We start from the raw sequence: 22,991 nt of genomic DNA on the forward strand, positions 1-22,991 counted from the left end.
TCAGACCTCCAGGAGGGTGTCGAAGGCGGGCGGCAGCAGCTTCCAGGCGGCGCGCCCGGCGGCGTACTCCGCGTCGGTGAGCAGGCAGGAGTCGAGCAGGTCGGCCAGCCCCTCGCGGTCGAGGCCGGGCGAGGTGAAGACCAGGTGCTGGCAGCGGTCCCCGTGCTCGGGGTTCCAGTCCAGAGCGGCCGCGGCCCGGCGCACCGGCGGGACCATCTCCCAGGCGGCGTCCGGCAGGGAGGCGAGCCAGGGCCCCGCGCTCTCCACGCAGAGCGCGCCCCCCGCCGCGTCCCACGCCAGCAGCGTGTCGGGACGGTCGGCGAGCCAGAACCGGCCGCGACTGCGGGCCGCGGCGCAGGTCAGGTCCTCGAGCGCCGCGTACAGCCGCTCGGGGTGGAAGGGCCGGCGGCGGTGCCACACGAACGTGCCGACCCCGCTCGCGTCGGCCTCCTGCGGGAGCAGCGCGCAGGCGGGGTGCTGGGCGGCGGCGGCCGCCTCGACGTCGAAGCCGGCCTGCGCGGCGGCGGCCAGGTCCCCGCCGCCGGCTCCTCCGACGTCGATGCGTACCTGACGGGCGGTGGGGTGCAACTGCGCGAGCAGGGCGCGGTCCTCGTCATCCGCCTCGCCGTGGTCGAGCAGGGCGAGGACGGGGGCGTACTCGAGCTGGCGCGCCCAGGTGTCGGCGACCGTGCGCTGATCGGTGGGGGCGGCGGCGAGCCCCGCGTCCATGAGGTCGTCGCCGTTGCCGAGGTAGGGAAGCAGCAGCGCCGGGTCGACCGCCGTGATGACGGCGGTGACGCGGAGTCCGGCGGACGCCACGACTTCGGCCATCGCCTTGGGCTCCACGGAGTCCCACAGCTCGACGACCGCGAGACGCGTCGGACCGCCTTCCGCGAGACGCTCCAGCTCCGGAACGAGATCCTCGCGCAGCGCGCAGCAGGCGCAGTCGTTGACGAGAGGCGCCTCGCCGGTCGAGAGCACACCGGTCGCGTCCCGGATCGTGCGGACGACGGTGCCCCGTACGGCCGTCGACAGATCGTGGTGGAGCGCGACGCTGCCGGGGACCTCGGCGAGCAGCCGGTCGACGGCGGCTCGGCGGGCGTCCGAATGGAGCCCGCCGACGAGGGCGATGTTCATCGCTTGCCGTACCGCCGCTCGAACCGCTCCACCCGGCCGGCCGTGTCCAGCACGCGCGCTGTGCCGGTGTAGAAGGGGTGGCTCGCCGAGGAGATCTCGACGTCGATGACGGGGTAGGTCCGCCCGTCCTCCCACGCGACCGTCTTGTCGCTGGTGGCGGTGGAGCGGGTGAGGAAGGCGAAGTCGGCGGCCTTGTCGCGGAAGACGACCGGGCCGTACGCGGGATGGATGCCGGACTGCATGGTGATCAGCGCTCCTCTCGGAAGTCGACGTGCCGACGCGCGACCGGGTCGTACTTGCGCAGGGTCATGCGGTCGGGGTCGTTCCGGCGGTTCTTGCGGGTGACGTAGGTGACTCCGGTGCCGGCTGTGGACCGGAGCTTGATGATCGGGCGGAGCTCGTTGCGGGCCATGGGGCTAGAATAAATGGAAATGGTTTCCATTGCCAATAACAAACTCCGAGAGGTAGGTCACCTTGTCCGCCCACTGCCAGCTCACCGGCTCCCAGCCGGGCTTCGGCAACCGCGTCTCCCATTCGCACCGGCGCACCTCGCGCCGCTTCGACCCGAACGTCCAGCGCAAGCGCTACTGGCTGCCGAGCGAGGGCCGGCACGTCCGCCTCACACTCAGCACCAAGGCGATCAAGACCGTCGACACGATCGGGATCGAGGCAGCCGTGGCCCGGATCCGCGCACGAGGGGTGAAGGTCTGATGGCGAAGAAGAGCAAGATCGCTCGCAACGAGCGGCGCCGCGAGGTCGTCGCGCGGTACGCGGCCCGGCGGGCCGAGCTGAAGGAGATCATCCGCCGGCCCTCCTCGACGGAGGCCGAACGGCTGGCCGCACAGGGCGAGTTGCGTCGTCAGCCGCGTGACGCGAGCGCGACGCGGGTCCGCAACAGGGACGGCGTGGACGGCCGACCGCGGGGGTTCCTGCGGAAGTTCGGCCTGTCGAGGGTCCGTACGAGGCAGCAGGCACACGCCGGCTTCCTGCCGGGCGTACGCAAATCCTCCTGGTAGCTTGACGCGGTCTGTCGATCAACCGTTGTTTCACAGGGGGACTTTCCGTGCTCAAGCGCGTACGTATCTGTGTCGCCGCCGCGGGTGTCGCGGCCGCTCTCGTCGTCACCGGCTGCTCCAGCGGCGGTGACGACGGTGGAAAGAAGGACCGCGCCGGCAGCGCCGGTGCCGAGAGCGGTGGCGGCCAGGGTGGTTCCACCGGCGGCACCGACAAGGACGCCGGAGCCGACGTCAAGGACGGCAGCCTGGAAGGCGGCTGGATCTCGATGACGACTCCGGGCAAGGGTGTCGTCCTCAGCGTCAAGGGCAAGATCGCGATCCTGGTGGAGACCGGTACCGGCAAGAGCTGCCAGGGCAGCGCCGAGAAGGGCACGATCACGCTGTCCTGCCCGAACGGCGGTGAGCGCACCTCCGGTCGCGTGGAGTCCGTCGACGCCACGAGCCTGAAGGTCGCGTGGGACGGCGTCGGGACCGACACGTTCCAGAAGAGCGAGCCGGGCAAGCTGCCGACGGGTCTGCCCCACTCCTAGGGGCCGGGGCGACGGGCCCCGTCGCCGCTGATGGGTCGCGGTCCCGCAGGGGGCCGCGGCCCTTCCTCGTCCAGGGCGGCCGAGAGGTCTTCAAGCGTCGCCAGGAGGAGCTCCCGCGGCCTGGCGGAACACGGGATCGGGCACGCCCTCCGCCTGCCCCGCCCCCGTGGCCGGGCGAGCACCTCGCGGACCTCGTCCCCACGCGGGGTCCTTCTCTGCCGACGTCCTTCGCCGCCCGCTCCGTGGCCCGGCGCGGCGGCTCCGCCGGCGCGCCGGCTCCCCCTCCGGGCAGTCCCGGGTGGGGCCGGGCCGTAAGCCGCTCCGTGGCCCGGCGCGGTCCCGGGGCAACCGGTCCCGCCGGCCGCCGAAGGCCACCTGCCCCTTACGACCCGATCGGCCGGTGCCGCCCCGGCATCCGCGCGCTGTCGGCCGCCGCTCTGCCGTCCTCCCACCCCGCCAGGTCCGTCGCCCCCCGCACCCGCGTCGCGACCGTCTCCGGGAACATCTCCTGGGCCCTGTCCACCACGGCGACGTCCCTCGCCGCGAGGACCGGCAGCAGGTCGTCGGAGGCGACGACGGTGTCCGCCGCGGCGGCGAGGCGGTCGCCGATCCTGGTCGCGTACGCCATCAGGAAGGACTGCCGGAAGGTCTTCGTCCGCTTACGGCCGCCGGCCCGCTGCCCCGCCTCCGCCTTCGTCATCGCGGCCGTGCCCTGGACCAACAGGGACGTGTGGAGGAGCTCGACCGCCTCCAGGTCGGCCTCGAAGCCGACGACCGTGGAGAAGCCGAGGGCGCTGTTCCACACGGCCCGGCAGCGGTTCGCCGCGGCGATGGCGTCCAGCAGGATCGCCTTGGCCGTCTCGTACGGCGCGTCGATGCCGATCCGGCAGGCGCCGGGGACGTCGTGGGCGTGCGTCCGGTGGGCGAGCGCCGCCTCGTCGAGGCTGTGGCGGGCCATCAGTTCCTGGGCCTTGGCCGTGAGCGCCTCGGCCTCCTCCGGGTAGCCGGTCGCCTCCGCCTTGGCCAGCAGCGCGCGGACGCGGCTCAGCATGCGCGGCTCGCCGGGGGCCGGCGGCGCGTGGAGCGACGCCCCGGGGGCCGGCCCGACGGGCTCGATCGCGGGGAGCCGGGCGAGCAGGCGGTACAGCTCCAGGACGGCCGAGGCGTACGAGAAGCGGTCGGTGCGCCACGGTTCCGCGGTGAGCTCGGCGAGTTCGGCCAGCTGGGCCTCCCAGCGGGGCGGCAGCCGCTCGTACCGCCGGGTCTCGGACTCGATCAGGCCGGCGGCGAGACGCACATGACGCTCGTCGAGGTCGCGGCGGACGATCCGTACGACGTCGGCGGGCTGCCAGCCCCGCTGCCAGGCGCGGCGCACGAACTCCTCGCCCCGCCGGGAGAGTTCGGCGTCGGCGCCGGGATCGGCGGCGAGCAGCGACGCGCCGGTGTCGAGGGCGGCGTCGCCGTCGATGTACAGCGCCGCTGCCAGGGCTTGTTCGGTGGTGCTGCTCACGTCTGCTTCTCGTCCCATTCCCGGCGGGATTCGGCGATCTCGGCGCGGTGGTCGAGCGACCAGTCGATCAGCGCCTTGATCAGGTGGGTCATGCTGTGGCCGGTCCCGGTCAGCTCGTACTCGACCTGGGGCGGGATGGTGGGGTGCACGGTCCGGGTGACGAGACCGTCGCGCTCCAGCCGGCGCAGGGTCAGCGTGAGCATCCGCTGGGAGATGCCCGTGACAAGCCGCTGCAGCTCCTTGAAGCGCTTGACCCCGTGGGCGAGCTCGACGACGACGTGCACGGTCCACTTGTCGCCGAGCCGGTCCTGGACGTCCCGTACCCCGCACTCCTCGGCGCAGCTGACCAAGGGATCGGTGGTAGGGGTGGTTACCCCGGTGTGCCCCACGGACATCAAAGTGCCTCCTTCTGCGATCACGCGCTGCCCCACAAGATGGTCCCAGCCATCGAACAGAACCACGAACACGGACCGGCCCATGGTGTGTGGCCGGTCACTCAGGGGGACCCTTCCATGCTGCTCATCACCGGTGTCTCGGGCGGACTCGGCAAGCTGATCGCGGAGCGCGTAGCCGGACGCGACGACGTCGTCCTGGGCACCCGGGGCGACGTCGTGGGCGCCCGCCGCGTCGACTTCGACGACCCCGCGTCCCTGCCCGACGCGCTGACCGGCGTCGACACACTGCTGCTGATCTCGGCGGGGTACGGAGAGGACGACACGGTCGTCGCCCGCCACGAGGCCGCCATCTCCGCCGCCGAGAAGGCGGGCGTCGGCCACATCGTCTACACCTCCCTCTCGGGCGACGGCGACCACCTCACGTACGCCCTGCCGCACCGCTGGACCGAGCGCCGGCTGTGGCGGTCCTCCGTGCCGTGGACGATCCTGCGCAACGGCCTGTACGCCGAGATGCTGGTGTGGCTCGCCACACCGGACGCGGACGGGCGGATCACCGCGCCCCTGGGCGACGGGCGCCTGGCGGCCGTGGCCCGCGAGGACCTCGCCGAGATCGCGGTCCGGGTGGCGACGGACCCGGCGCCGCACGCGGGCAGGATCTACGAACTGCTCGGCGAAACCCCCCTGGGCGGCGCGAACCTGGCGGCCGCGCTCTCGGCCAGCTACGAGCCCTCGACCCTGGCGGAGGCCCGCGCCTCGATCGCCGCGTCGGGCGCGGAGCCCTTCCAGGTCCCCATGCTGACCAGCACGTACTCGGCGATCGCCCATGGCTTCCTGAACGGCGGGGACATCGAGAACGACCTCCGGAGGCTGCTGGGCCGGGAGCCGCTGTCGGCGCTGGAGGTGTACGCGAAGGCGGTCCGTGGATAGGTCCGGGGTCGGCTAACCTCGCGCACACATGTACGAGGGGGAGGACCCGCGTTGCGCAAGAGCAGCAGATTCATCACCGCCGCATTGGTGCCCACGCTGACCCTGGGGGTCGTCGGTCTGGGCACCGCCGCCACCACCGTCCTGGCGACGGCGACGGTGGCCGCGGCGGCACAGACCGGGCCGTGGAGTGCGCCGACCGCGCTGACCGGTCTCGGGGACTTCGTCACCGTCGTCGACGTCCGGACGACCACGGACGGCAGGACGGTCGCCGTCTGGGAGCGCGCGTTCCAGGACACGGCCGACTCCGAGCTGTGGACCGCCGTCCGCCCGGCGGCAAGCACCGCGTGGGGCGCGGCGCACCGGCTGAGCCTGCTGCCGGAGGGGCGGCGGGGCATCGAGGTGGTGCCCGCGGCGGACGGATCGGTCACCGTCACCTGGGTGAACGAACTGCAGTCCGGCATGGTCCTGCGCACCTCGACGCTTCCCAAGGGCTCGACCACGTGGTCCGCCGCCGACGACATCGCGACGAGCACGAGCATCGGCGAAATCGCCTACGCGGGAAGCCCGTCCGGCAAGAGCGTGGCGGTCTGGCGGGGCAGCGGCGGCAGGGACGGCACGCTGTACGTCTCCGAGCGCACGGGTCCCGGTGGGACCTGGTCGGCGCCGGCCGTACTGGTCGCCGGCGACGGATGGTGGCCCCAGGCCGCGGTCGCGGCCGACGGGGCGGTCACGGTCGTCTGGAACCATTCGGTCGAGGCCGGCCAGACGGTGAAGACCGTCCACAAGGCAGCCGGCGCCACGGCGTGGACCGCGCCCAAGGACCTTTCCGCCGTCAACGACGGAGGCGTCCCGCTGCTGTCCCTTGCCGCCGACGGCACCGCCTCCGTGGCCTGGGTCTCCATCAAGGAGGGCGAGTCCACGGACATCGACGTGGTGTCCGTCGTACGCCCCGCGGGAAGCACGGCATGGGGGGCGCCCGAGAGGATCCAGTCCTCCGACACTGCGCAGCTCCGCGCGCCGCTGATCGCGCCGAACGGCGAGATCACGCTCGCCTGGGTCGACTACCGCGAGGCCGGCGGCGTGGGCGTGCGCACCTCCACGCGCTCCGCCGCGGGTGCCTGGTCCCCGGTCAAGACCCTCTCCACCGGTTACGTCCCCGAGCAGTTCGACGCCGCCATCGGCGCCGACGGGACGGTCCAGGTGGGCTGGGCGCAGGACGCCACGACGGAGGAGAACAGCCCCCGGGTCTTCAACACCGCCGCACGGATCAACGGCACATGGACGGCTCCCACCAAGCTCAGCAAGGCCCCTTCCGGCTACGCCGAGGGCGCGGTCGCCGTCGGCCCCGACGGGAACGCCACCGCCGTCTGGGCGCAGGACGACCAGCTGTGGACGGCCGGCACCGGCCTGACGACGACCCCGCCCACGCCGACTCCGGCCAAGCGCCGGGACTACGTGGGCGCCGACGGCTTCCCGGACGTGTACGCGAGGACGTCGACCGGGGGTCTGTCCGTCTACAAGGGCAACGCCTCCCAGACCGTCTCCGCGAAGGTCAGCGGCGGCACCTGGCCCACCACCTCGGTCCTCATCCCCTTCGGGGACCTGAACGGCGACGGCTGCAACGACACGCTCGTGCGCGACAGCGCGGGCGAGATGCGCCGGTACAGCCCCACGTGCGGCGAGGCAGTCACCCCCCAGTCCCCCGCGCTGAAGCTCAGCACCGGCTGGAACGCCTTCGACGGCTTCTCCTACTCCGGGGACTTCAACCGTGACGGCCTGCCGGACCTGATCGCTCGGCAGACAGCCACGGGCGACCTGTACATGTTCGCCGGGACGAAGGCCGGGACTCTCACGCGTACGGGAAGGGTGGGCACCAGCTGGAAGTCCCTGACCATCGTGGGCGCCGGTGACCTCAACGGCGACAAGGTGGGCGACCTCCTCGCGCGGACGACCGGCGGATACCTCTACCGGTACTACGGCACGGGCACCGGCACCATCGGGTCCGGGGCAAAGATCGGCAGCGGCTGGGGCGGCATGGTCGACTTCGTCGGCGTCGGCGACCTCACGGGCGACCGCAAGGACGACATCCTCGGCCGCACGACCGGCGGTGACCTGTACCGCTACGCGGGCAACGGCACCGGCGGGATCGGCTCAGGCGTGAAGATCGGCACCGGCTGGAAGGCGTTCGCCGCCATCGGCTGACGCCGCCCGCCCGGCTGTCACAGCCCACTGTTACGTTGGCGCACACGTGTACGTAGGCATAGGTGCGCAGGCACGTGTGCATAAGGGGGAACTCGTGTTGCACCGCAGGGGGTTGGTGACAGCCGCGCTGGTACCCGCGCTGGCTCTTGCGGGCGTCGGCGCGGGTACCGCGGCCGCGACGGTACTGGCCACGGCCTCGGTCGCCGCGGCCGCGGACGCCGGTCCGTGGAGCACGCCGACGGCCCTGACCGGTACCGAGAAGTTCAGCCAACTGGCCGATGTCGCGACCATGGCCAACGGGGACACGGTCGCGCTGTGGTACCGGACGCTCGGCGTCCCGTCCTCGGACGAGGAGGTCTGGGTCGCCGTGCGGCCCGCCAAGAGCACCACGTGGGGTCCTTCACGGCTGTTGGGCCATATCGCGGTACCCGAATACCACGGCGCCCGACTGGCCCCCGCGGACGACGGCTCGGTCACGGCGATGTGGATCGAGCGGCCCGACGCGACCTCCGTCCTTCGCGAGATCCGCACCACGGTGCTGAAGCCCGGCGCCACCTCATGGGCGCCCACGGTGACCGTCGGGACGGCGACCCCGATTCAGGACCTGAGCCTGTCGGTGACCGCCAACGGCCGTGCCGTGGCGGTGTGGCACGGGAACTCGAGCGACGGCACCGGGTACGAGATCCTCGCCGCCGAGCGGGCCCACACCGACGCGAGCTGGTCGCAGCCGGCGCGGGTCGCGTTCGGCGAGACGGGGACCGTCTCCGAGCCCCAGGCCGTGGTGGCCCGTGACGGCGCGGCCACGGCGACATGGACCGAACACGGCGCCGCCGCACGATCGGTGAAGACGGCCGACAAGACCGGAAGCGGCTCGTGGAGCGCCCCTAAGACGATCGGCGACCCGGCGCGGGGCGGGCACTCCGCCACTCTCGGCGTGACCGGTGACGGCACCTTCGTCGTCGCCTGGCAGCAGTCCGGGGCCTCCACCTCGGAAAGGGTGCTGATCTCCGCGCGGCGCAAGGCGGCCGACCGGGACTGGGTGCTCGCCGAGGCCGTCGCGACCCGCACGCGCGACTTCCGTACCTCGTCCCCCTTGATCGGCCCGAACGGCGACGTCACGCTGGTCTGGTCGGACGCGGGCGGCTCCGGGCCGTACGGCGTCCACACCTCGACCCGCTCCGACACCACCGGCGCGTGGTCCCCGCCGCGGGCGCTGTCGACGGACGCCGCACGGGACGGGTTCGACGCGGTCATCGGCGCCGACGGGACCGTGAGGCTGGGCTGGGCGCAGAACGCGCCGGGTCTCACGGGCGAGGTGTTCGTCACCGCCTCGCTGGCGGCCGGCACCTGGTCCGCGCCGAAGACCCTCAGCGTGGCCGCCTCCCACTACGCCGGCGGCCGCGTCTCCGCCGCCTCCGACGGGAACGCCTCCGCCGTGTGGAACCAGGGCGGGCAGCTGTGGGCGGCGGGAACGGGACTGACCGCACCCGGTTCCCCGAAGCCGCCGGCCGAGCGCCGCGACTACGTGGGCGCCGACGGCTTCCCCGACCTCTTCGCGCAGAGCCCCTCCGGCGCGCTGCTCCTCTACAAGGGCAACGCGAGCAAGGTCGTGTCCGCGAAGGTCGAGGGCGGCACATGGCCGACGACCTCGACACTCGTCCCCTTCGGGGATCTGGACGGAGACGGCTGCAACGACACCCTGGTGCGCGACGCGGCCGGGGAGCTGCACCGGTACACCCCCCGGTGCGGTGAGCCCGTCACACCGCAGACCCCTGCCGCGAGGATCGCCACCGGCTGGAGCGGGTTCGATTCCTTCGCCTTCTCCGGTGACCTCACCGGTGACGGCCTCCCGGACCTGGTCGCCCGGCAGACGAGCACCGGTGATCTCTTCCTGTACTCGGGCACGATCGACGGCGGCCTCAGCCATGTCGGGAAACTCGCGTCCGGGTGGAAGGCGGTGACCGTCGTCGGCGCCGGCGATCTCAACCGAGACCGCCACGGCGACCTGCTGGCGAAGGACGCCTCCGGGAACCTGCTGGCGTACTACGGCACCGGCAAGGGCACCATCGGCTCCGGCACCAGGATCGGCACCGGCTGGGGGAGCTTCACCGACGTCGTGGGGATCGGTGACCTCACCGGGGACGGCAAGGACGACATCGTCGGCCGCCACACCAGCGGCGATCTCTACCGGTACGCCGGAAACGGCACCGGCGGGGTCGGTTCCGGAGCCAGGATAGGCACCGGCTGGAAGGGCTTCGCCAGCATCCGCTGACACGGACAGGGCCTCGGGCACGACCCTTGGGGCACAACCCTGAGGGTCCCCGGGGTAGGGCAGGCCCTACCCCGGGGACACCCCTCAGCGGTCGTGATCCGCGCGACGACAGACGGTTCGCTGGGGGCATGACCTCAACAGCCGTACGCCTCACGCACGTTCACCGCACGTATCGCGACGTGCACGCACTCGACGGTGTCGACCTCGACTTCCGTACGGGAACCTTCACCGCCGTCATGGGGCCCTCCGGGTCCGGGAAGTCGACCCTGCTGCAGTGCGCGGCCGGGCTCGACCGGCCCAGCTCGGGGTCCGTGGAGGTCGGCGGGGTCGAGCTGAGCGGGCTGAGCGAGCGGCGGCTGACGCTGCTGCGGCGGGACCGGATCGGGTTCGTCTTCCAGGCGTTCAATCTCCTGCCCTCGCTGACCGCCGCGCAGAATGTCGCGCTGCCGCTGCGGCTGGCCGGCCGGCGCCCGCCCCGCGGTCAGGTCCGGGCGGCGCTGGAGCGGGTGGGCCTCGGCGAGCGGACCGGACACCGGCCCGCGGAGATGTCGGGCGGGCAGCAGCAGCGCGTGGCGCTCGCACGGGCGCTGATCACCCGTCCGGCGGTGCTGTTCGGGGACGAGCCGACGGGTGCGCTCGACTCGGTGACCAGCCGGGACGTACTCGTCATGGTGCGGGAGTTGGTGGACCGCGACGGCCAGACCGTCATCATGGTCACGCACGATCCGGTGGCCGCGTCATACGCGGACCGGGTCGTCTTCCTCGTCGACGGCCGGGTCGCCGGCGAGCTGACCGCCCCCACCGCCGCACAGGTCGCCGCGCGCATGACCGGCCTGGAGCGTGCGGCGTGCTGACTCTCGTACTGAGCTCCCTGCGGGCCCGCTGGGCCACCTTCACCGGAAGCTTCGTCGCGCTGGCGCTCGGCGTCGGGCTGCTCGCGACGATGGGGCTCGGGCTGGCCTCCACGTTCGACGCCCCGGAGCGGGCGCCCCAGCGGTTCGCGACGTCGCCCGTCGTCGTCAGAGGCGTGGACACGATCACCGCGGACGGCCTGTCCCGCGAGCTCGACCATCCACAGCCTGTGGATATCGAACTCGTACGCGAGCTCCGCGCCCTCGGCGCCGTCCACCAGGACGGAGAGTCCGACGCCGTCGGCGTCGACGCCCCCGCCGAGCGCGTACGTGAGGTCGTCCGCGACCGTGCCCAGGTCCTCACTGGCGACGAACGACGCCGCGCCGACCCCGGACCGGAGCGGGACGCCGAAGCGCTCATGACCGTGAACGCGCTCCTCGGCACCGCTGGAGGCGTCACCGCCTTCGTCTCCGTCTTCGTCGTCGCCTCGACGTTCGCCTTCGCCGTCGCCCTGCGCCGCCGCGAGATCGGACTGCTGCGCACCGCCGGCGCGACACCCGGCCAGGTGCGGCGGCTCCTGCTCGCCGAGGCGACGGGGGTCGGCACCCTCGCCTCCACGGCCGGCTGCGCACTCGGCGCGTGGGGCGCGCCGCACCTCGCCGCCGCACTCGTGGAGGGCGAGGCCGCGCCGGAGTGGTTCGCCATCAGGTCCGCGATCCACTGGCCGTTCCATCTGGCCTTCTGGACCGGCCTGTTGGTCGCGGTCACGGGCGCGTTCGCCGCGTCTCGGCGCGCCGGACTCATCGGGCCCGTCGACGCCCTGCGCGAGGCGGACGTGGACAGCGGCGTCCTCCCCCTCGGCCGCCGCGTCGCCGGGATCGCGCTGCTGCTCACCGGGGCGGGACTGCTGCTCTGGACGCTCGCGACCGACCCGTCCGACCTGCTGAAACGCAAGACGTACACCACCCAGCCGATGGTCCTGATCACCGCGGTCGCCCTGCTCGCCCCGCTGCTCGTACGGCCGGCGGCACGCGCCCTGCGGCTGCCCGGCGCCACCGCGATGCTGGTCCGCGAGAACACCGCGGCAGCACTGCGCCGTACCACCGCCGTCGCCGCTCCCGTCCTGGTCACGGTCGCGCTGGCCGGCTCGCTGCCCGGTTCGGCCGCCACCGTGAAGGAGGCCAAGGCGACCGAGGCACGGGAACAGACGGCGGCTCACTTCATCGTGACGGGAAGCGGGTTGCGGGCCCCGCGGCTTCCGGCTGCCACGGTTTCCGCGACCGCGTCCACCGCGGTCTACGTGCGCGAGGAGGGCAGCGCCTTCGTCCGGTCGGACGCCCGCGCGGTCGCCGACCCGGCCGCCTTCTCGGACATCGCACGGTTGCCGGTGGTGGCGGGAGACGTACGCGATCTCGACGATCGGTCGATCGTCGTCAACGAGGAGTGGGAACGGCACGGCGTCGGCGAGCGAGTGGACGTGTGGCTCGGCGACGGACGCCCGGTCTCCCTGCGGATCGTCGCCGTTCTGGCGACCGGAACGGGCAGCAACGGCGCGTACGTCACCGCGGCCAACGCCGGCGGGGCGACCGTCGACCGGATCGACGTCCGCACCGACGGGTCTCCGGGGGAGGCGCGCCGGGAAGGGCGGGCAGGGGCCACGGCGGAAGCGCTGCGTGCCACCGGTGGCGAGGTGCGCACCGCCGACGAGTGGGCCGCCACCACCCACACCCGCACCAGCCCGAAGACCCGACTCGGTCTGATCGTCGTGCTGGGCATCGCCCTCCTCTACACGGCGATCGGTCTGGCCAACACCCTGCTCATGGCGACCTCGTCGCGTGGCGGAGAGCTGGCCACGCTCCGGCTGACGGGCGCGACCCGGGCGCAGATCCTGCGTGTCGTGGCAGGCGAATCGCTGCTCGCGGTCGCGATCGGGGCCGTACTCGGAGCGGCGGTCGCGGCCGTCAACCTCACGGGCCTGGCCACGGCTCTCGCCTCGCTGTCCGCCCCGGTGACTCCGGTGGTGCCATGGTCCATGGTGGGCGCGGCGGCAGGCGCCTGCGCGCTGATCGCGATGGTGGCGGCGCTGCTGCCGGCGTGGCGACTGACGCGTGGCGGCTGACAGGGTCCCAGGAGAGGACGGACATGGGTGAGAACAAGCAGCGGATGCTGGCCGGCGAGTGGTACCTGCCGGACGACCCCGAGCTGGGGGCGGACACCGAACGGCGCTTCGCGCTCTGCGCCGCGTACAACGCCGACGGCGGCGCCCCGCGCGCCGAACGGTCCGGAATCCTCGCCGAGTTACTGGGTTCCGTGGGCGAGGACGTGCACATCCGGCCCCCTTTCCAGTGCGACTACGGCCAGTACATCTCCGTCGGAGACCGTACGTTCGTGAACTTCAACGCCGTCTTCCTCGACGCCGCGCCGATCACCGTCGGAGCCGATGTACAGATCGGCCCGAACGTCCAGCTCCTCACGCCCACCCACGAGCTGGACGCCGAGCGGCGCCGGGCGGGCTGGGAGAAGGCGGAGCCGATCACGATCGGGGACAACGTCTGGCTGGGAGGCGGGGTGATCGTCTGTCCCGGAGTGACGATCGGCCCGAACACAGTGGTGGGCGCCGGCGCCGTGGTCACGAAGGATTTGCCCGGAGGCGTACTGGCGGTGGGCAACCCGGCGCGAGTCGTGCGGGCCCTGGGCTGATCCAGGGGGCGGGAGGAGATGTGGCGCCCACCCCCGTGGGGCGCCACCCTCCGCCCAGGACCATCAGGGCGACCAGGAGCGTCAGGACCGCCGTCAGGGCCACCAGGATCGTCAGGACCGCCGTCAGGTCCATCAGGGCTGGATGATCAGCTTGCCGCGCGCGTGTCCGGACTCGCTCAGCTCCTGTGCCTTGGCCGCGTCCGCCAGTTCGAAGAACTCCGCGATCCGGACGTCCAGTCGGCCCTCGGCTGCCAGCCGGGCGTGCTCGGCCAGACCCGTGACGACCGCGGCCGGGTCCGTGGCGCCGCCGGAGAAGACGACTCCGTGCGCGGCGGCGTCGGGGTCGGCGATGGTGACGACGCGCTCGGCGGAGCCCGCCAGCTCGATGGAGAGCGGCAGGACGCCCTGGCCGGCGGTGTCGAACACCGCGTCCACCCCCTGGGGCGCGGCGGCCCTGATCCGTTCGGCGACCCCGTCCCCGTACTCGACCGGGACCGCCCCCAGCGAGCGCAGGTAGTCGTGGTTGGGGAGCGAGGCCGTGCCGACGACGGTGATCCCCGCGGCCACCGCGAGCTGCACGGCGACCGATCCGACCACGCCCGCCGCGCCGTGCACCAGCAGCGTCTCGCCCTCCTTCACCCGCAGCAGATCGAGGACGCGCTGGGCGGTCTCGCCGGCCACCGGAAGGGACGCGGCCCGCTCCCAGGACAGCCCCGCGGGCTTGTGGACGATGTCACCGGCGATGGCGTACTCGGCGTAGGCGCCGGTCCTGGTCCAGCCCAGGACCTCGTCGCCGACGGCGACCCGGGTGACGCCCTCGCCGACGGCGTCCACGGTTCCGGCGAACTCCAGGCCCGGGATCATGGGGAACGTCGACGGATAGAACTCCTCGACCCAGCCGTTGCGCCGCTTGTAGTCCAGCGGGTTGACGCCCACGGCCACCACCTTGACCCGGACCTCACCGGCTGCCGGCTGCGGCTTCTCGGCCTGCTCGTGGCGCAGTACCTCCGTGCCGCCGAACTCGTCGTAAACGATCGCTTCCATGTCGGTCTCCCCGCTGTGACGTCTGGTTGGTGCTTGTCCAGGCCCTGTTGAGGGCTCTTCGATGGCTCAAGCGTCGTGCGGATCGACCAGTGAACCGGCCAGTCTTTGGTCCAGTGTGACCTGGCCGAAAGGCCAGTCGGGGTGGGGACAGTCCTGGTTAGGCTGGCCGCATGGAGCTGATCGGAACCGTCGCGACCCTGCCCACGGCCGCCCCCGCGTCCCCTGTGTCTTGCGCGTCCCGCGCGCCGGCTCCGCACGCCTCGGTCCCGCCGGACTCTCCCCAGGCACCTCGTACGCCGGCCCTCGCGGCGGCCCCCGCCCCATCGGCCATGAGCGCTGCCGCGGCCTCGCCCGCCTCCGCGACCGGTCCCGTCACCGCGCTCGCTCCGGGGGACGCGACGGTCACCGCGCTCGCCGCCGGCTACGACATCATCCGGCAGCCGCTGGGACAGATCCTGCCCCGGCTCTCGGCGACCCTCGCCGACCTGGTGCCGCACCGGGCCGCCGCCGAACTCTCCACCCACTGCGCCCACTCGCCGTTCAAGACCGTCGGCGACGAGGAGTACGTGGCCCGGATCAGCACGGCCGACCTGGAGCCGCTGTTCCTGTCCGGTGTCCCCGGAGAGCCCTGGCAGGGCACGGTCAAGATCGCCGGCGCCCAGCGGCCCGTCGTCGCGGTCGCGACCGACGCGACCCCGAGGGGCGCGCTCCTGGTGCTCGTCCTCGACGAGGGCGCCGCCCCCGTCGAGGACTCCGTCCTCGCCGTCGTCCAGATCCTCTGGTCGCTGGTGACCAGCCACTTCGACCGGCTGGCGGCCGAGGCGGCCCCCGGGGCGCTGGCCCGCTCGCGAGCCGCGGCGGACACCCGCGCCCGGGTCACCGCCGAGCTGAGCGCCCGGTATTCGGCCACTCTGGCCGGCCTCCTCGGCATCCTGCGCAGCCGCGGCCTGGACGACGCGGCCGCCCGCTCGACCGCCACCGAGCTCGCCGTGTCCTCGATGATCGAGCTGCGGGCGGAAGTGGAACGGGACCGCACCATCGCCGAGGAGCGCGTCGACGAGGCCTTCGCCCGGCTCGCGGACTCCCTGCGTCCACTCCTGCGCCACAGCCCCGTACGGCTGGAGCTGGGCGCGCCGGACTCGACCCGCAGGGTCGCCGCGGACGTGGTGCACGCGGGGCGGGTGATCGCCCGCGAGCTGGTCCTCGCGGTCCTGGAGCAGGAGCCGGTGAGCCGCGTCCACGTGGGGTGGCAGGTCACCGAGCAGGAGCTGCGCGTGACCGTGCGGGACGACGGGCCGGGCGGAGTGAGTTACTGCGGTCTCGGCCCGACGCGGATCGCGGACCGGCTGGCGGTCCTGGGCGGCCGGCTCGACATCGACGCGGTGCCCGGCTGGGGCACGACGGTCACCGCTGTCGTCCCCCTGGCCACACCCGACGCGCCGGCCGCGACCGCCATCGATCCGCTCGGTTCCCTGGGCGCGCGGGAACTGGAAGTACTGGCCCACCTCGCGCTCGGTCATCGCAACCGGGTGATCGCGCAGGAGCTGCACATCAGCGAGTCGACGGTGAAGTTCCATGTGGCGAAGATCCTGACGAAGCTGGGTGTCGGCTCCCGGGGCGAGGCGGCGGCGCTGTTCCACGCGGCGGCCTAGGTCAGCCCCGCGAGATCCCGAAGACCGCCCCCGGGTCCCTTCGGTGAACGGCCCCGGGCGCCCACCGGCTTGCCGGCCCGCATGCCTCCCGGCCTGGTCATCCCCCTTTGTCAGTGCCGGATGCCACACTCGCACCCATGGGCGAAAGGTGGGCTCTGGCCGCTGCGGAGGGGGACGGGGCACTGCTCGTCCCCCTCGGCCCCGGCGGTCTGCCCTCCGGCCCCGTCCTCCACGAACCGGACCTCGTGGAGGCCGTCCGGTCCCGCCCCGGCGTCGCCCGCTGGGTGTGGCGGTCCACCGGCGAGATCTACCCCCGGCTGCTGGCCGCCGGGGTCACGGTCGAGCGGTGCTACGACATCGAGGACGCGGAGCTGCTGCTGCTCGGCCACGAGGGACGGCTCGGGGAGCCCCGGTCGGCGGCCGCGGCCTGGGCACGGCTGCGGAACGCCCCCGTACCGCCCGACCCTCCGCAGCGCGCCGCCGAGCCGGGCTCGCAGTCCTCGCTCTTCGAACCGCAGCCGACGACCATGCCCTTCGAGGCCCTCCTCGAGGTGTACGCGGAGCAGCAGCGAAGACACGAGGCCGCCGAGCACCCCGGCAGGATGCGGCTGCTCACCGCTGCCGAGTCGGCCGGGATGCTGGTTGCCGCCGAGATGAACAGGGCCGGGCTCCCCTGGCGCGCGGACGTCCACCGGGCGATGCTGCACGAACTGCTGGGCGAGCGGTACGCGGGCGGGGGCGAGCCACGCCGCCTGGCGGAGCTGGCGGACGAGGTGTCGGCGGCGTTCGGGCGCAGGGTCCGCCCGGATCTCCCGTCGGATGTGGTGAAGGCGTTCGCGCAGGCCGGAATCCGGGTGAAGTCCACCCGCCGCTGGGAGTTGGAGGAGCTCGACCATCCGGCCGTGGAACCCCTGATCGCCTACAAGAAGCTGTACCGGATCTGGACGGCCCACGGCTGGAGCTGGCTCCAGGACTGGGTGCGGGACGGCCGCTTCCGCCCCGAGTACCTGCCGGGAGGCACGGTGTCCGGGCGCTGGACGACGAACGGCGGTGGGGCGCTTCAGATCCCGAAGGTCATACGCGGGGCCGTCGTCGCCGACGAGGGCTGGCGGCTGGTGGTGGCGGACGCCGATCAGATGGAGCCCCGCGTCCTGGCGGCGATCTCCCGCGATCCGGGCCTGATGGACGTCGCGGGTCACCCCGACGACCTCTACACGCGCCTGTCCGACCGGGCGTTCTCCGGTGACCGGGCCCACGCCAAGCTCGCGCTGCTCGGCGCGATCTACGGCCAGACGAGCGGAGACGGCCTGAAGAACCTGGCGGCACTGCGCCGCCGCTTCCCCCTGGCCGTGGCCTACGTCGACGAGGCGGCGAAAGCCGGCGAGGAGGGCCGGCTCGTGCGGACCTGGCTGGGGCGGACGAGCCCGCGGGCGGCAGGTGCGGGCGACGCCGACGAGGCGGGCATCCCGCAGGAGAGCGACGAACCGGCCGCCGGGGACGGCGCGTTCACCCCGGGCTACGCGTCGGCGAACGCCCGGGCGCGTGGCCGATTCACCCGTAACTTCGTGGTGCAGGGAAGCGCCGCCGACTGGGCGCTGCTTATGCTGGCCGCGCTGCGCCGGGCGACCGCGGGGATGCGGGCGGAGCTGGTGTTCTTCCAGCACGACGAGGTGATCGTGCACTGCCCGGCGGAGGAGGCGGAGGCGGTCACGGAAGCGATCCGCGCGGCGGGCGACGAGGCCGGGCGGATCGCCTTCGGGCAGACGCCGGTGAGGTTCCCGTTCACGACGGCGACGGTGGAGCGGTACTCCGACGCGAAGTGAGCGCCCGATGGCGCGGCCCACTTCGCGCCCGGGTCGGAGTGGCACTCCGAGGCGAAGGGGGCACGGGAGGCGGAGTGGGCGGCGCACGCGGCGCGGCCCACTCCCCTCGCAGGCGCTGCTACTTCCCGGCCTTCAGCCACTCCGGGCTCCGACCCGGGCGATGGTGCTACCCCACCGCGTCGGCGGCCCCTGTTCGCTCAGGCGGCCGAGCTGCTCTCCATGTCCGGGATGGTCGTCAGCAGTTCACGGAGCAGATCGATGGTCTCGTCCTCGGCGTCCGTGCCCAGCTCCTCGTTGAGACGGTTGAGCTTGTCCGCGGCCTCGATGATGGCCGAACGGTCGCCCTCCGCCGCATAGGCACGGAAGAGATCGCGGCAGAGCAACTCGCTCTCCGGCGAAGCGGCCAGCCCCTGGCTGGCCGCCGCGAGGGCGCCGGCGTGGTCGTGCGCCGCGAGACGGCGGGTCGCGAGTTCGTGAGCCACATCCACGATGGCGGAGAGCATGTCGTGGAAGAGGGCGTCCGCCCAGATGTAGTGGCGCGGATTCGTCTCGGCGAACGGGCAGCCACGGACCAGTGCCAGGGCCTTCGCGAGAGCCGTGTCGGCTGCCTCGCCGGTGGCGTGCATACCTTGCCGGTAGAGCTCCTGAAAGTCCCACCAGTCGCACCGTACGGGTGATGCGAAGGCATAGCGGCCGTCCGTGACGAACGGGAGGTACGACTGCCCGCCCACCCACGCACGCAGCTTGCTCATATTGGAGTTGCGCAGCGAGTGTCCAACCGGGCGTCCGGGCCAGATCGCCTCATCGAGGGCCTGGTGCTCCAAGCCCGGGTTCAGGACGAGCCATGCGGCGATCTCGGTGAGCCGGCCGCGGCGGTTCGGTTCCACCGGGCCTTGCGCGCCCACCAGTTCGACCTGACCGAGCACCCGCACGTACGGCATGGCCGGGGCAGGCGGCGGTGTTGCGATCACCTCGGCGACGGGGACGCTCGCCGACTCTTCGCCCGGCTCGGACTCCTGGGTCGTTTCCATGTCCGGGACCACCGACACAGCGAGGGCCACGCGAGGGTCCTCGCGTCTGGCCCAGGTCGGCGTCGGTTCGTCCGTCGTCCGGTCGGCGACCTCCAGGAGCTTCAACAGGCTCTTGTAACGGGCAGGTTCGAGACGCTGGAGCTCGACCTCCAGGTCGCAGCCGGGGATCTCGGCCAGGACTCCGGGTTCCGTCGGCACGGTCCACGCACCGGGAAGGACGAAGGCGTCAGCGGCGCTCGTCACAGCGGCCAGCGCGGTACGGGGCTGCGCCGCCACCAGGTCGAGGAGGTCCATGGCGTCCTCATCCGCTTCCCCGAGAGGTAGGGAGCACAGCACGATCTGTGGCGCCCACGCGTCCGCACCGGCACCGTGCAGCCGCGCCTCAGGCAGGCTCTCGGCACCGGACTGCACAAGGGCGCGGCGCTGGGCCTCGTCATGCGCACGCACTGCGGCGACTGCCGCGGCGACCGTCGCATGGTGGACGACACGGCCGGGGAACGCTGCTTTCAGCTCCCGCCCAAAGCCGACAAGCCGGACGGTGTGCTCGGCGTGGAAGGAGTCGGAGGCCAGCTCGACCGCCAGGGCCAGGAGTACGTCCCGGACGTCACCCTCGGCACCGTCGAGCCGCAGCATGCCGATGCGCTCGAGGTCCACCAGCACCGGGTGGCCTTCGGTACTCGTACCGAGGCTGACCAACGCCGGGTAAGGCAGCGCTGCCCGGGACACCTCCTCGGCCGGGAGGAGGGCGTCCGTGCCCTTCGGGCACCACCAGATGCCGTCTCCACCAGTCACTGGGACGAAGGGAGATAGCGCGGGATCCGGAGCGGAGAGGTGGAGAGCGGTCCCTTCCGGCGTGATGACCGCGGCCATCAGGGGCGGCAGCTCGGACCCGGCATCAGCCTGTCCGACGGCGAGTGTGCGCAGCGCGCGGTCCAGCAACTCAAGGCCCTCGGGCGCGTCCGCGGCGGTCAGGCGCAGATCGCGCTCCAGGCCGGCCGCCTCACCCTCCGGCAGCGTAATCCGGCGACGGGGCCGGCGCCGACGCTGCTGCGTGATGCGCCGGGCACCGAGTATGCCGAGCACGCCTGCGGCGAGCAGTGCCCCGACACCTGCCACGGTTCGGAGGGTCACGCCCTCTTCTTCGTCCTCGGCCACGGCGGCGGGCTTCTGGCTCTCCTGCGGTGACGTCTCCGACGGCTCAGCGCTTTCGTGGGGCCGTGCGGTTTCCGAGGGGCGGGACGTCTCCGTCGGCTGCGGAGTGGGCCGGGCGGTCTGCGACGGACGCGCGGTCTCCGTCGGGGGCACGCTCTGGGCCGGCCCTGCGCCACCGGCGTCACCCCGGTCGCCGGGGGCCTCCGGCTTGCCCGGCTTCTCGTGCTCAGCGGGCTTGGACGGCTTGCTCGGCGTCTCCGGCTTGCTCGGCGTCTCCGGCTTGGCCGGCGTCTCCGGCTTGCTCGGCGTCTCCGGCTTGCCCGGCTTCTCCGGCGCGACGCCAGGCTTGTCCCCGGCCTCGGGGGTATCTGCGGGCAGGCGCAGTTTCTGCCCAGGGACGATGACGTCGGGGTCGGTGAACGTGCCTCCGTCCGGCTGAGCAGCGCCCCGGTTCAGATCGAAGATCTCGCCGTAGCGAGCGGGATCACCCAGTTCGCGGTCCGAGATGGATACCAGGCTGTCTCCGGGACGCACCGTCGTCATGCCGCCGGTGGTCCCCGTGGTGGTGCCGCCGGGCATACGGAGCTTCCAGCCGGGCTGGATGAACGTCTGGGCGTGGAAGACAGTGCCGTCAATCATCACCCGCCCTTCGTTGAGTGCGGCGATCTCCTGCCATCGGCTGCCGTCGCCCAACACGCTCTCGGCGATGCTCCACAGGCTCTCCGCGGGCCGGACGTCCCGCACCGTGTAGCTCTGCCTCTGATCCTCGCTCCTCGCGCTCCTGTCCTGCAGCGTGCTCGCCGACTCGGAGTCATGGGCCTTGGCGTGCGGCTGGGACACGGAGCTGGGTGCGACCGCCGGCGCCGCGAAGGCCGCCCCGGCCGTCGGAAGCAGCACCAGAATGCCGCCGATCAGTGACGCAGCGGCCCGCTGACTCATGCCGAGGCCGCTGAGGCGCCGGGCCGTCCGACCGCGCAACTGGGCGGGAATCTCCAGCAGTACGGAGAACGCGAAGGCTGCCCAGCCGATCCACCCGACACCGGCAAGAAGCAGGAGGAAGGCCCCGCCCGTGTCCTGGCGGGAGAACAGATGCGCCAAGTCGTCGAGACCGCTTTCCACGACGAGCCCACTGGCCCACCACAGAAGCATGGGCAGGCCGAAGAGCAGGGCGACCAGTACCGCCAGGCTCAGAACGGCCCGCAGGAGATTTCGCAGTCTTCGCACGGAGATCACGTTCCTTCCGGGGCGACAACACCGTGGAGCAAGGTGGCCTGCCCCTCTCCGGTGACGCCCATGGAGCCAATGCCGACCACACTCAGGAAACGAGTGGAGTAGGTGGTGTTCACGCGTACGGCAAGCGTCTTACCGTCACCGGAGACCCTCACCGAGCCGCCGACGCCGGCGGTGGAAAGGTAGGTGAGAGCGGCAGCGCGTGCACCCTCCGGATCGACGACCACTGCCTCGCCGGGGATGGCCTTGCCGGGATCGATGGCTTGACCACCCGCCCTCGCGGCTTCCATCGCGATGGCATCGGCCCGCTCTGTGGCGCGTAGCTTTCCGCCACCATCGACGACGATCCCGATGATGGCGAGCAACGCCACAGTGAGGATGGCGCTGTAGACGGCTATTCCGCCGCGGTCGTCGTAGGTACGCATCAGTTGCGCTCCCGGAATGCGTCAACCGCCGAGGTGAAGGTTGAACTGAGGGTATGGCTGCCCGGTGCTCCGGGCAGCAGCAGATCGGACAGCGGCACGGTGCAACGCACGGTCACCGTGACCGTACCGACCGAGCCGAGCGGGGCGTTCAGACCTGAGGCGTCCACGGAGACGCCGGTATTGGCGCAGCGGATGCCCTGGTCGGACAGCGTCTCCGTTGCGGCTGCGTAGGCATTGGCCTGGGCCGAGGCGGCGGTGCGCGCGATCGACGCCTCGCGTGCGGCGTCCTCGGCAGCGGCGTCCAGCTTGCTGCCCGAGGTCACCACACGGCCGGCCGCGAGCGCCATGCACAGAAACATGATCATCAATGGGGTGACGATCGCTGCCTGGATCGCCTCACTGCCCCGGTCGTCCCAGTTCACCTATCCCCCGGCCGTCCAGCGCTCCACCGGTCCGGACGCGCTCTGTGTAATGGTCAGGCCCGGAACCCCCGGCAGCATCGACGGTGCGGTACCGGACACCTGGATGCGAATGCGCTCGCCGTCGCTGCCGGCCGTCGACACCGACGAACCCTGCAGGTTGTTGCCGGCGATACGGCTGAGCACGGCTCGGGCACGGGCCGCGCCGGCGCCCGGATCCGACTCGTAGATCCGGGCGGTGGCCACCCCCTCCCGTGCTGCGGTGAGAGCCACGTTGCGCGCGTAGTACCACATGGACACCTGCACCACGGCGATCGTCAGCAGGATGACGAACGGAAAGACGATCGCCATCTGGATCGACGAGTCGCCGCGGTCGTCCGGGGCCCGGCGCACGGAACGGGGGCGACGCACTAGATGCCTGCCAGCTGGCCGTTGTACCTCGCGACGATCACACCGATGGTCCCGGCGATCAGCAGGGCGCCGGCGACGGCCGCGACCCAGATGATGACCGTGGTGATGCTGATGTCGCCGCGCTCGGGATTCCGCGTACCACGCTCGATGCGCTCCGTCAGCACACTCAGAACCATGGCCAGGGATGCGTTGGTCCGGATCGCCAGCTTGTTGAACATGTCCATAGTGAAGACAGCCCCCTTGTACTTTCGTTGCGTCATATC

At 72.4% G+C, this 22,991-nt stretch carries 22 protein-coding genes; 11 read left to right on the forward strand and 11 right to left on the reverse strand.

The window, feature by feature from the left end; genetic code table 11:
• From ACZ7J0_RS15215 to rpmG, 3 genes are read right to left on the reverse strand one after another with little or no spacing between them, the layout of a single operon-like run.
• A complete protein-coding gene (locus ACZ7J0_RS15215; protein WP_470887466.1) occupies positions 1-1,137 on the reverse strand; it encodes a CobW family GTP-binding protein in 1,137 nt (378 codons plus the stop codon).
• Positions 1,134-1,379: a type B 50S ribosomal protein L31 gene (locus tag ACZ7J0_RS15220; protein ID WP_470887467.1), complete on the reverse strand. Its 246-nt coding sequence runs from the start codon at positions 1,377-1,379 to the stop codon at positions 1,134-1,136. Before ACZ7J0_RS15220 ends, ACZ7J0_RS15215 begins: the two co-directional genes overlap by 4 nt.
• A gap of 5 nt (positions 1,380-1,384) precedes the next feature.
• Positions 1,385-1,549 (reverse strand): 50S ribosomal protein L33, encoded by a 165-nt coding sequence (gene rpmG, locus ACZ7J0_RS15225; protein ID WP_470887469.1) that lies wholly within the window; start codon positions 1,547-1,549, stop codon positions 1,385-1,387.
• 62 nt (positions 1,550-1,611) lie between these two features.
• Here rpmG and rpmB point away from each other — a divergent pair, with 62 nt between their 5' ends.
• From rpmB to ACZ7J0_RS15240, 3 genes are read left to right on the forward strand one after another with little or no spacing between them, the layout of a single operon-like run.
• Positions 1,612-1,848, forward strand: coding sequence for a 50S ribosomal protein L28 (gene rpmB / locus ACZ7J0_RS15230; RefSeq protein ID WP_470887471.1), 237 nt, complete (start codon positions 1,612-1,614; stop codon positions 1,846-1,848).
• Positions 1,848-2,153: a 30S ribosomal protein S14 gene (gene rpsN, locus ACZ7J0_RS15235; RefSeq protein ID WP_470887472.1), complete on the forward strand. Its 306-nt coding sequence runs from the start codon at positions 1,848-1,850 to the stop codon at positions 2,151-2,153. Before rpmB ends, rpsN begins: the two co-directional genes overlap by 1 nt.
• Before the next feature lie 47 nt (positions 2,154-2,200).
• Positions 2,201-2,683, forward strand: a complete 483-nt coding sequence (locus tag ACZ7J0_RS15240; protein WP_470887474.1) for a hypothetical protein — start codon at positions 2,201-2,203, stop codon at positions 2,681-2,683.
• 382 nt (positions 2,684-3,065) lie between these two features.
• Here ACZ7J0_RS15240 and ACZ7J0_RS15245 read toward each other — a convergent pair whose 3' ends face one another.
• Both ACZ7J0_RS15245 and ACZ7J0_RS15250 read right to left on the reverse strand, forming a co-directional pair.
• Positions 3,066-4,193 carry a DUF2786 domain-containing protein gene (locus ACZ7J0_RS15245; protein WP_470887476.1) on the reverse strand — a complete coding sequence of 376 codons (1,128 nt, stop codon included), beginning with the start codon at positions 4,191-4,193 and terminating at the stop codon, positions 3,066-3,068.
• A complete protein-coding gene (locus tag ACZ7J0_RS15250; RefSeq protein WP_470887478.1) occupies positions 4,190-4,588 on the reverse strand; it encodes a winged helix-turn-helix transcriptional regulator in 399 nt (132 codons plus the stop codon). Before ACZ7J0_RS15250 ends, ACZ7J0_RS15245 begins: the two co-directional genes overlap by 4 nt.
• A gap of 117 nt (positions 4,589-4,705) precedes the next feature.
• On the opposite strand from ACZ7J0_RS15250, the gene ACZ7J0_RS15255 reads away from it, so the two are divergent.
• The 6 genes from ACZ7J0_RS15255 to ACZ7J0_RS15280 all read left to right on the forward strand — a co-directional run bounded on the left by ACZ7J0_RS15255 (position 4,706) and on the right by ACZ7J0_RS15280 (position 13,541).
• A complete protein-coding gene (locus tag ACZ7J0_RS15255; protein WP_470887480.1) occupies positions 4,706-5,515 on the forward strand; it encodes an NAD(P)H-binding protein in 810 nt (269 codons plus the stop codon).
• A 51-nt stretch (positions 5,516-5,566) separates the two neighbouring features.
• Positions 5,567-7,717: an FG-GAP repeat domain-containing protein gene (locus ACZ7J0_RS15260; RefSeq protein ID WP_470887482.1), complete on the forward strand. Its 2,151-nt coding sequence runs from the start codon at positions 5,567-5,569 to the stop codon at positions 7,715-7,717.
• 94 nt (positions 7,718-7,811) lie between these two features.
• Entirely contained in the window at positions 7,812-9,989 is a 2,178-nt protein-coding gene (locus ACZ7J0_RS15265) for an FG-GAP repeat domain-containing protein (RefSeq protein ID WP_470887484.1), read from the forward strand.
• A 128-nt stretch (positions 9,990-10,117) separates the two neighbouring features.
• Positions 10,118-10,843, forward strand: coding sequence for an ABC transporter ATP-binding protein (locus ACZ7J0_RS15270; protein WP_470887486.1), 726 nt, complete (start codon positions 10,118-10,120; stop codon positions 10,841-10,843).
• Positions 10,837-12,960, forward strand: a complete 2,124-nt coding sequence (locus ACZ7J0_RS15275; RefSeq protein ID WP_470887488.1) for an ABC transporter permease — start codon at positions 10,837-10,839, stop codon at positions 12,958-12,960. Before ACZ7J0_RS15270 ends, ACZ7J0_RS15275 begins: the two co-directional genes overlap by 7 nt.
• A gap of 23 nt (positions 12,961-12,983) precedes the next feature.
• On the forward strand, positions 12,984-13,541 hold the full coding sequence (locus ACZ7J0_RS15280; protein ID WP_470887490.1) for a sugar O-acetyltransferase: 558 nt from the start codon (positions 12,984-12,986) through the stop codon (positions 13,539-13,541).
• 132 nt (positions 13,542-13,673) lie between these two features.
• Here ACZ7J0_RS15280 and ACZ7J0_RS15285 read toward each other — a convergent pair whose 3' ends face one another.
• Positions 13,674-14,585 (reverse strand): NADP-dependent oxidoreductase, encoded by a 912-nt coding sequence (locus ACZ7J0_RS15285; protein ID WP_470887492.1) that lies wholly within the window; start codon positions 14,583-14,585, stop codon positions 13,674-13,676.
• Positions 14,586-14,914: 329 nt separating this feature from the next.
• On the opposite strand from ACZ7J0_RS15285, the gene ACZ7J0_RS15290 reads away from it, so the two are divergent.
• Together ACZ7J0_RS15290 and ACZ7J0_RS15295 are read left to right on the forward strand one after the other, a co-directional pair.
• Complete coding sequence (locus ACZ7J0_RS15290; protein ID WP_470887494.1) at positions 14,915-16,237, forward strand: helix-turn-helix transcriptional regulator; 1,323 nt, start codon at positions 14,915-14,917, stop codon at positions 16,235-16,237.
• 137 nt (positions 16,238-16,374) lie between these two features.
• Positions 16,375-18,060: a bifunctional 3'-5' exonuclease/DNA polymerase gene (locus ACZ7J0_RS15295; protein WP_470887496.1), complete on the forward strand. Its 1,686-nt coding sequence runs from the start codon at positions 16,375-16,377 to the stop codon at positions 18,058-18,060.
• Positions 18,061-18,257: 197 nt separating this feature from the next.
• Here the strand turns inward: ACZ7J0_RS15295 and ACZ7J0_RS15300 are convergent, their stop codons facing one another.
• Genes ACZ7J0_RS15300 through ACZ7J0_RS15320 form a run of 5 tightly spaced genes read right to left on the reverse strand, consistent with a single transcriptional unit; the run spans position 18,258 to position 22,946 of the window.
• Positions 18,258-21,467, reverse strand: a complete 3,210-nt coding sequence (locus tag ACZ7J0_RS15300) for a BTAD domain-containing putative transcriptional regulator (RefSeq protein ID WP_470887498.1) — start codon at positions 21,465-21,467, stop codon at positions 18,258-18,260.
• A 5-nt stretch (positions 21,468-21,472) separates the two neighbouring features.
• Positions 21,473-21,898 carry a hypothetical protein gene (locus tag ACZ7J0_RS15305; protein ID WP_470887499.1) on the reverse strand — a complete coding sequence of 142 codons (426 nt, stop codon included), beginning with the start codon at positions 21,896-21,898 and terminating at the stop codon, positions 21,473-21,475.
• Positions 21,898-22,320, reverse strand: a complete 423-nt coding sequence (locus ACZ7J0_RS15310; protein WP_470887501.1) for a TadE/TadG family type IV pilus assembly protein — start codon at positions 22,318-22,320, stop codon at positions 21,898-21,900. The genes ACZ7J0_RS15305 and ACZ7J0_RS15310 overlap by 1 nt, the downstream gene beginning before the upstream one ends.
• A complete protein-coding gene (locus ACZ7J0_RS15315) occupies positions 22,321-22,710 on the reverse strand; it encodes a TadE/TadG family type IV pilus assembly protein (protein WP_470887503.1) in 390 nt (129 codons plus the stop codon).
• A 17-nt stretch (positions 22,711-22,727) separates the two neighbouring features.
• Positions 22,728-22,946: a hypothetical protein gene (locus tag ACZ7J0_RS15320; protein WP_470887505.1), complete on the reverse strand. Its 219-nt coding sequence runs from the start codon at positions 22,944-22,946 to the stop codon at positions 22,728-22,730.
• Positions 22,947-22,991: the final 45 nt, after the last annotated feature.

The sequence above is a fragment of the Streptomyces sp. NPDC038280 genome (assembly GCF_055600045.1).

Coding starts and splice junctions, on each gene's coding strand:
- ACZ7J0_RS15220 (WP_470887467.1), bottom strand. CDS start 1,379: ATGCAGTCCGGCATCCATCCCGCGTACGGCCCGGTCGTCTTCCGCGAC.
- ACZ7J0_RS15215 (WP_470887466.1), bottom strand. CDS start 1,137: ATGAACATCGCCCTCGTCGGCGGGCTCCATTCGGACGCCCGCCGAGCC.
- ACZ7J0_RS15320 (WP_470887505.1), bottom strand. CDS start 22,946: ATGTTCAACAAGCTGGCGATCCGGACCAACGCATCCCTGGCCATGGTT.
- ACZ7J0_RS15250 (WP_470887478.1), bottom strand. CDS start 4,588: ATGTCCGTGGGGCACACCGGGGTAACCACCCCTACCACCGATCCCTTG.
- ACZ7J0_RS15280 (WP_470887490.1), top strand. CDS start 12,984: ATGGGTGAGAACAAGCAGCGGATGCTGGCCGGCGAGTGGTACCTGCCG.
- ACZ7J0_RS15270 (WP_470887486.1), top strand. CDS start 10,118: ATGACCTCAACAGCCGTACGCCTCACGCACGTTCACCGCACGTATCGC.
- rpmG (WP_470887469.1), bottom strand. CDS start 1,549: ATGGCCCGCAACGAGCTCCGCCCGATCATCAAGCTCCGGTCCACAGCC.
- rpsN (WP_470887472.1), top strand. CDS start 1,848: ATGGCGAAGAAGAGCAAGATCGCTCGCAACGAGCGGCGCCGCGAGGTC.
- ACZ7J0_RS15295 (WP_470887496.1), top strand. CDS start 16,375: ATGGGCGAAAGGTGGGCTCTGGCCGCTGCGGAGGGGGACGGGGCACTG.
- ACZ7J0_RS15285 (WP_470887492.1), bottom strand. CDS start 14,585: ATGGAAGCGATCGTTTACGACGAGTTCGGCGGCACGGAGGTACTGCGC.
- ACZ7J0_RS15305 (WP_470887499.1), bottom strand. CDS start 21,898: ATGCGTACCTACGACGACCGCGGCGGAATAGCCGTCTACAGCGCCATC.
- ACZ7J0_RS15290 (WP_470887494.1), top strand. CDS start 14,915: ATGAGCGCTGCCGCGGCCTCGCCCGCCTCCGCGACCGGTCCCGTCACC.
- ACZ7J0_RS15255 (WP_470887480.1), top strand. CDS start 4,706: ATGCTGCTCATCACCGGTGTCTCGGGCGGACTCGGCAAGCTGATCGCG.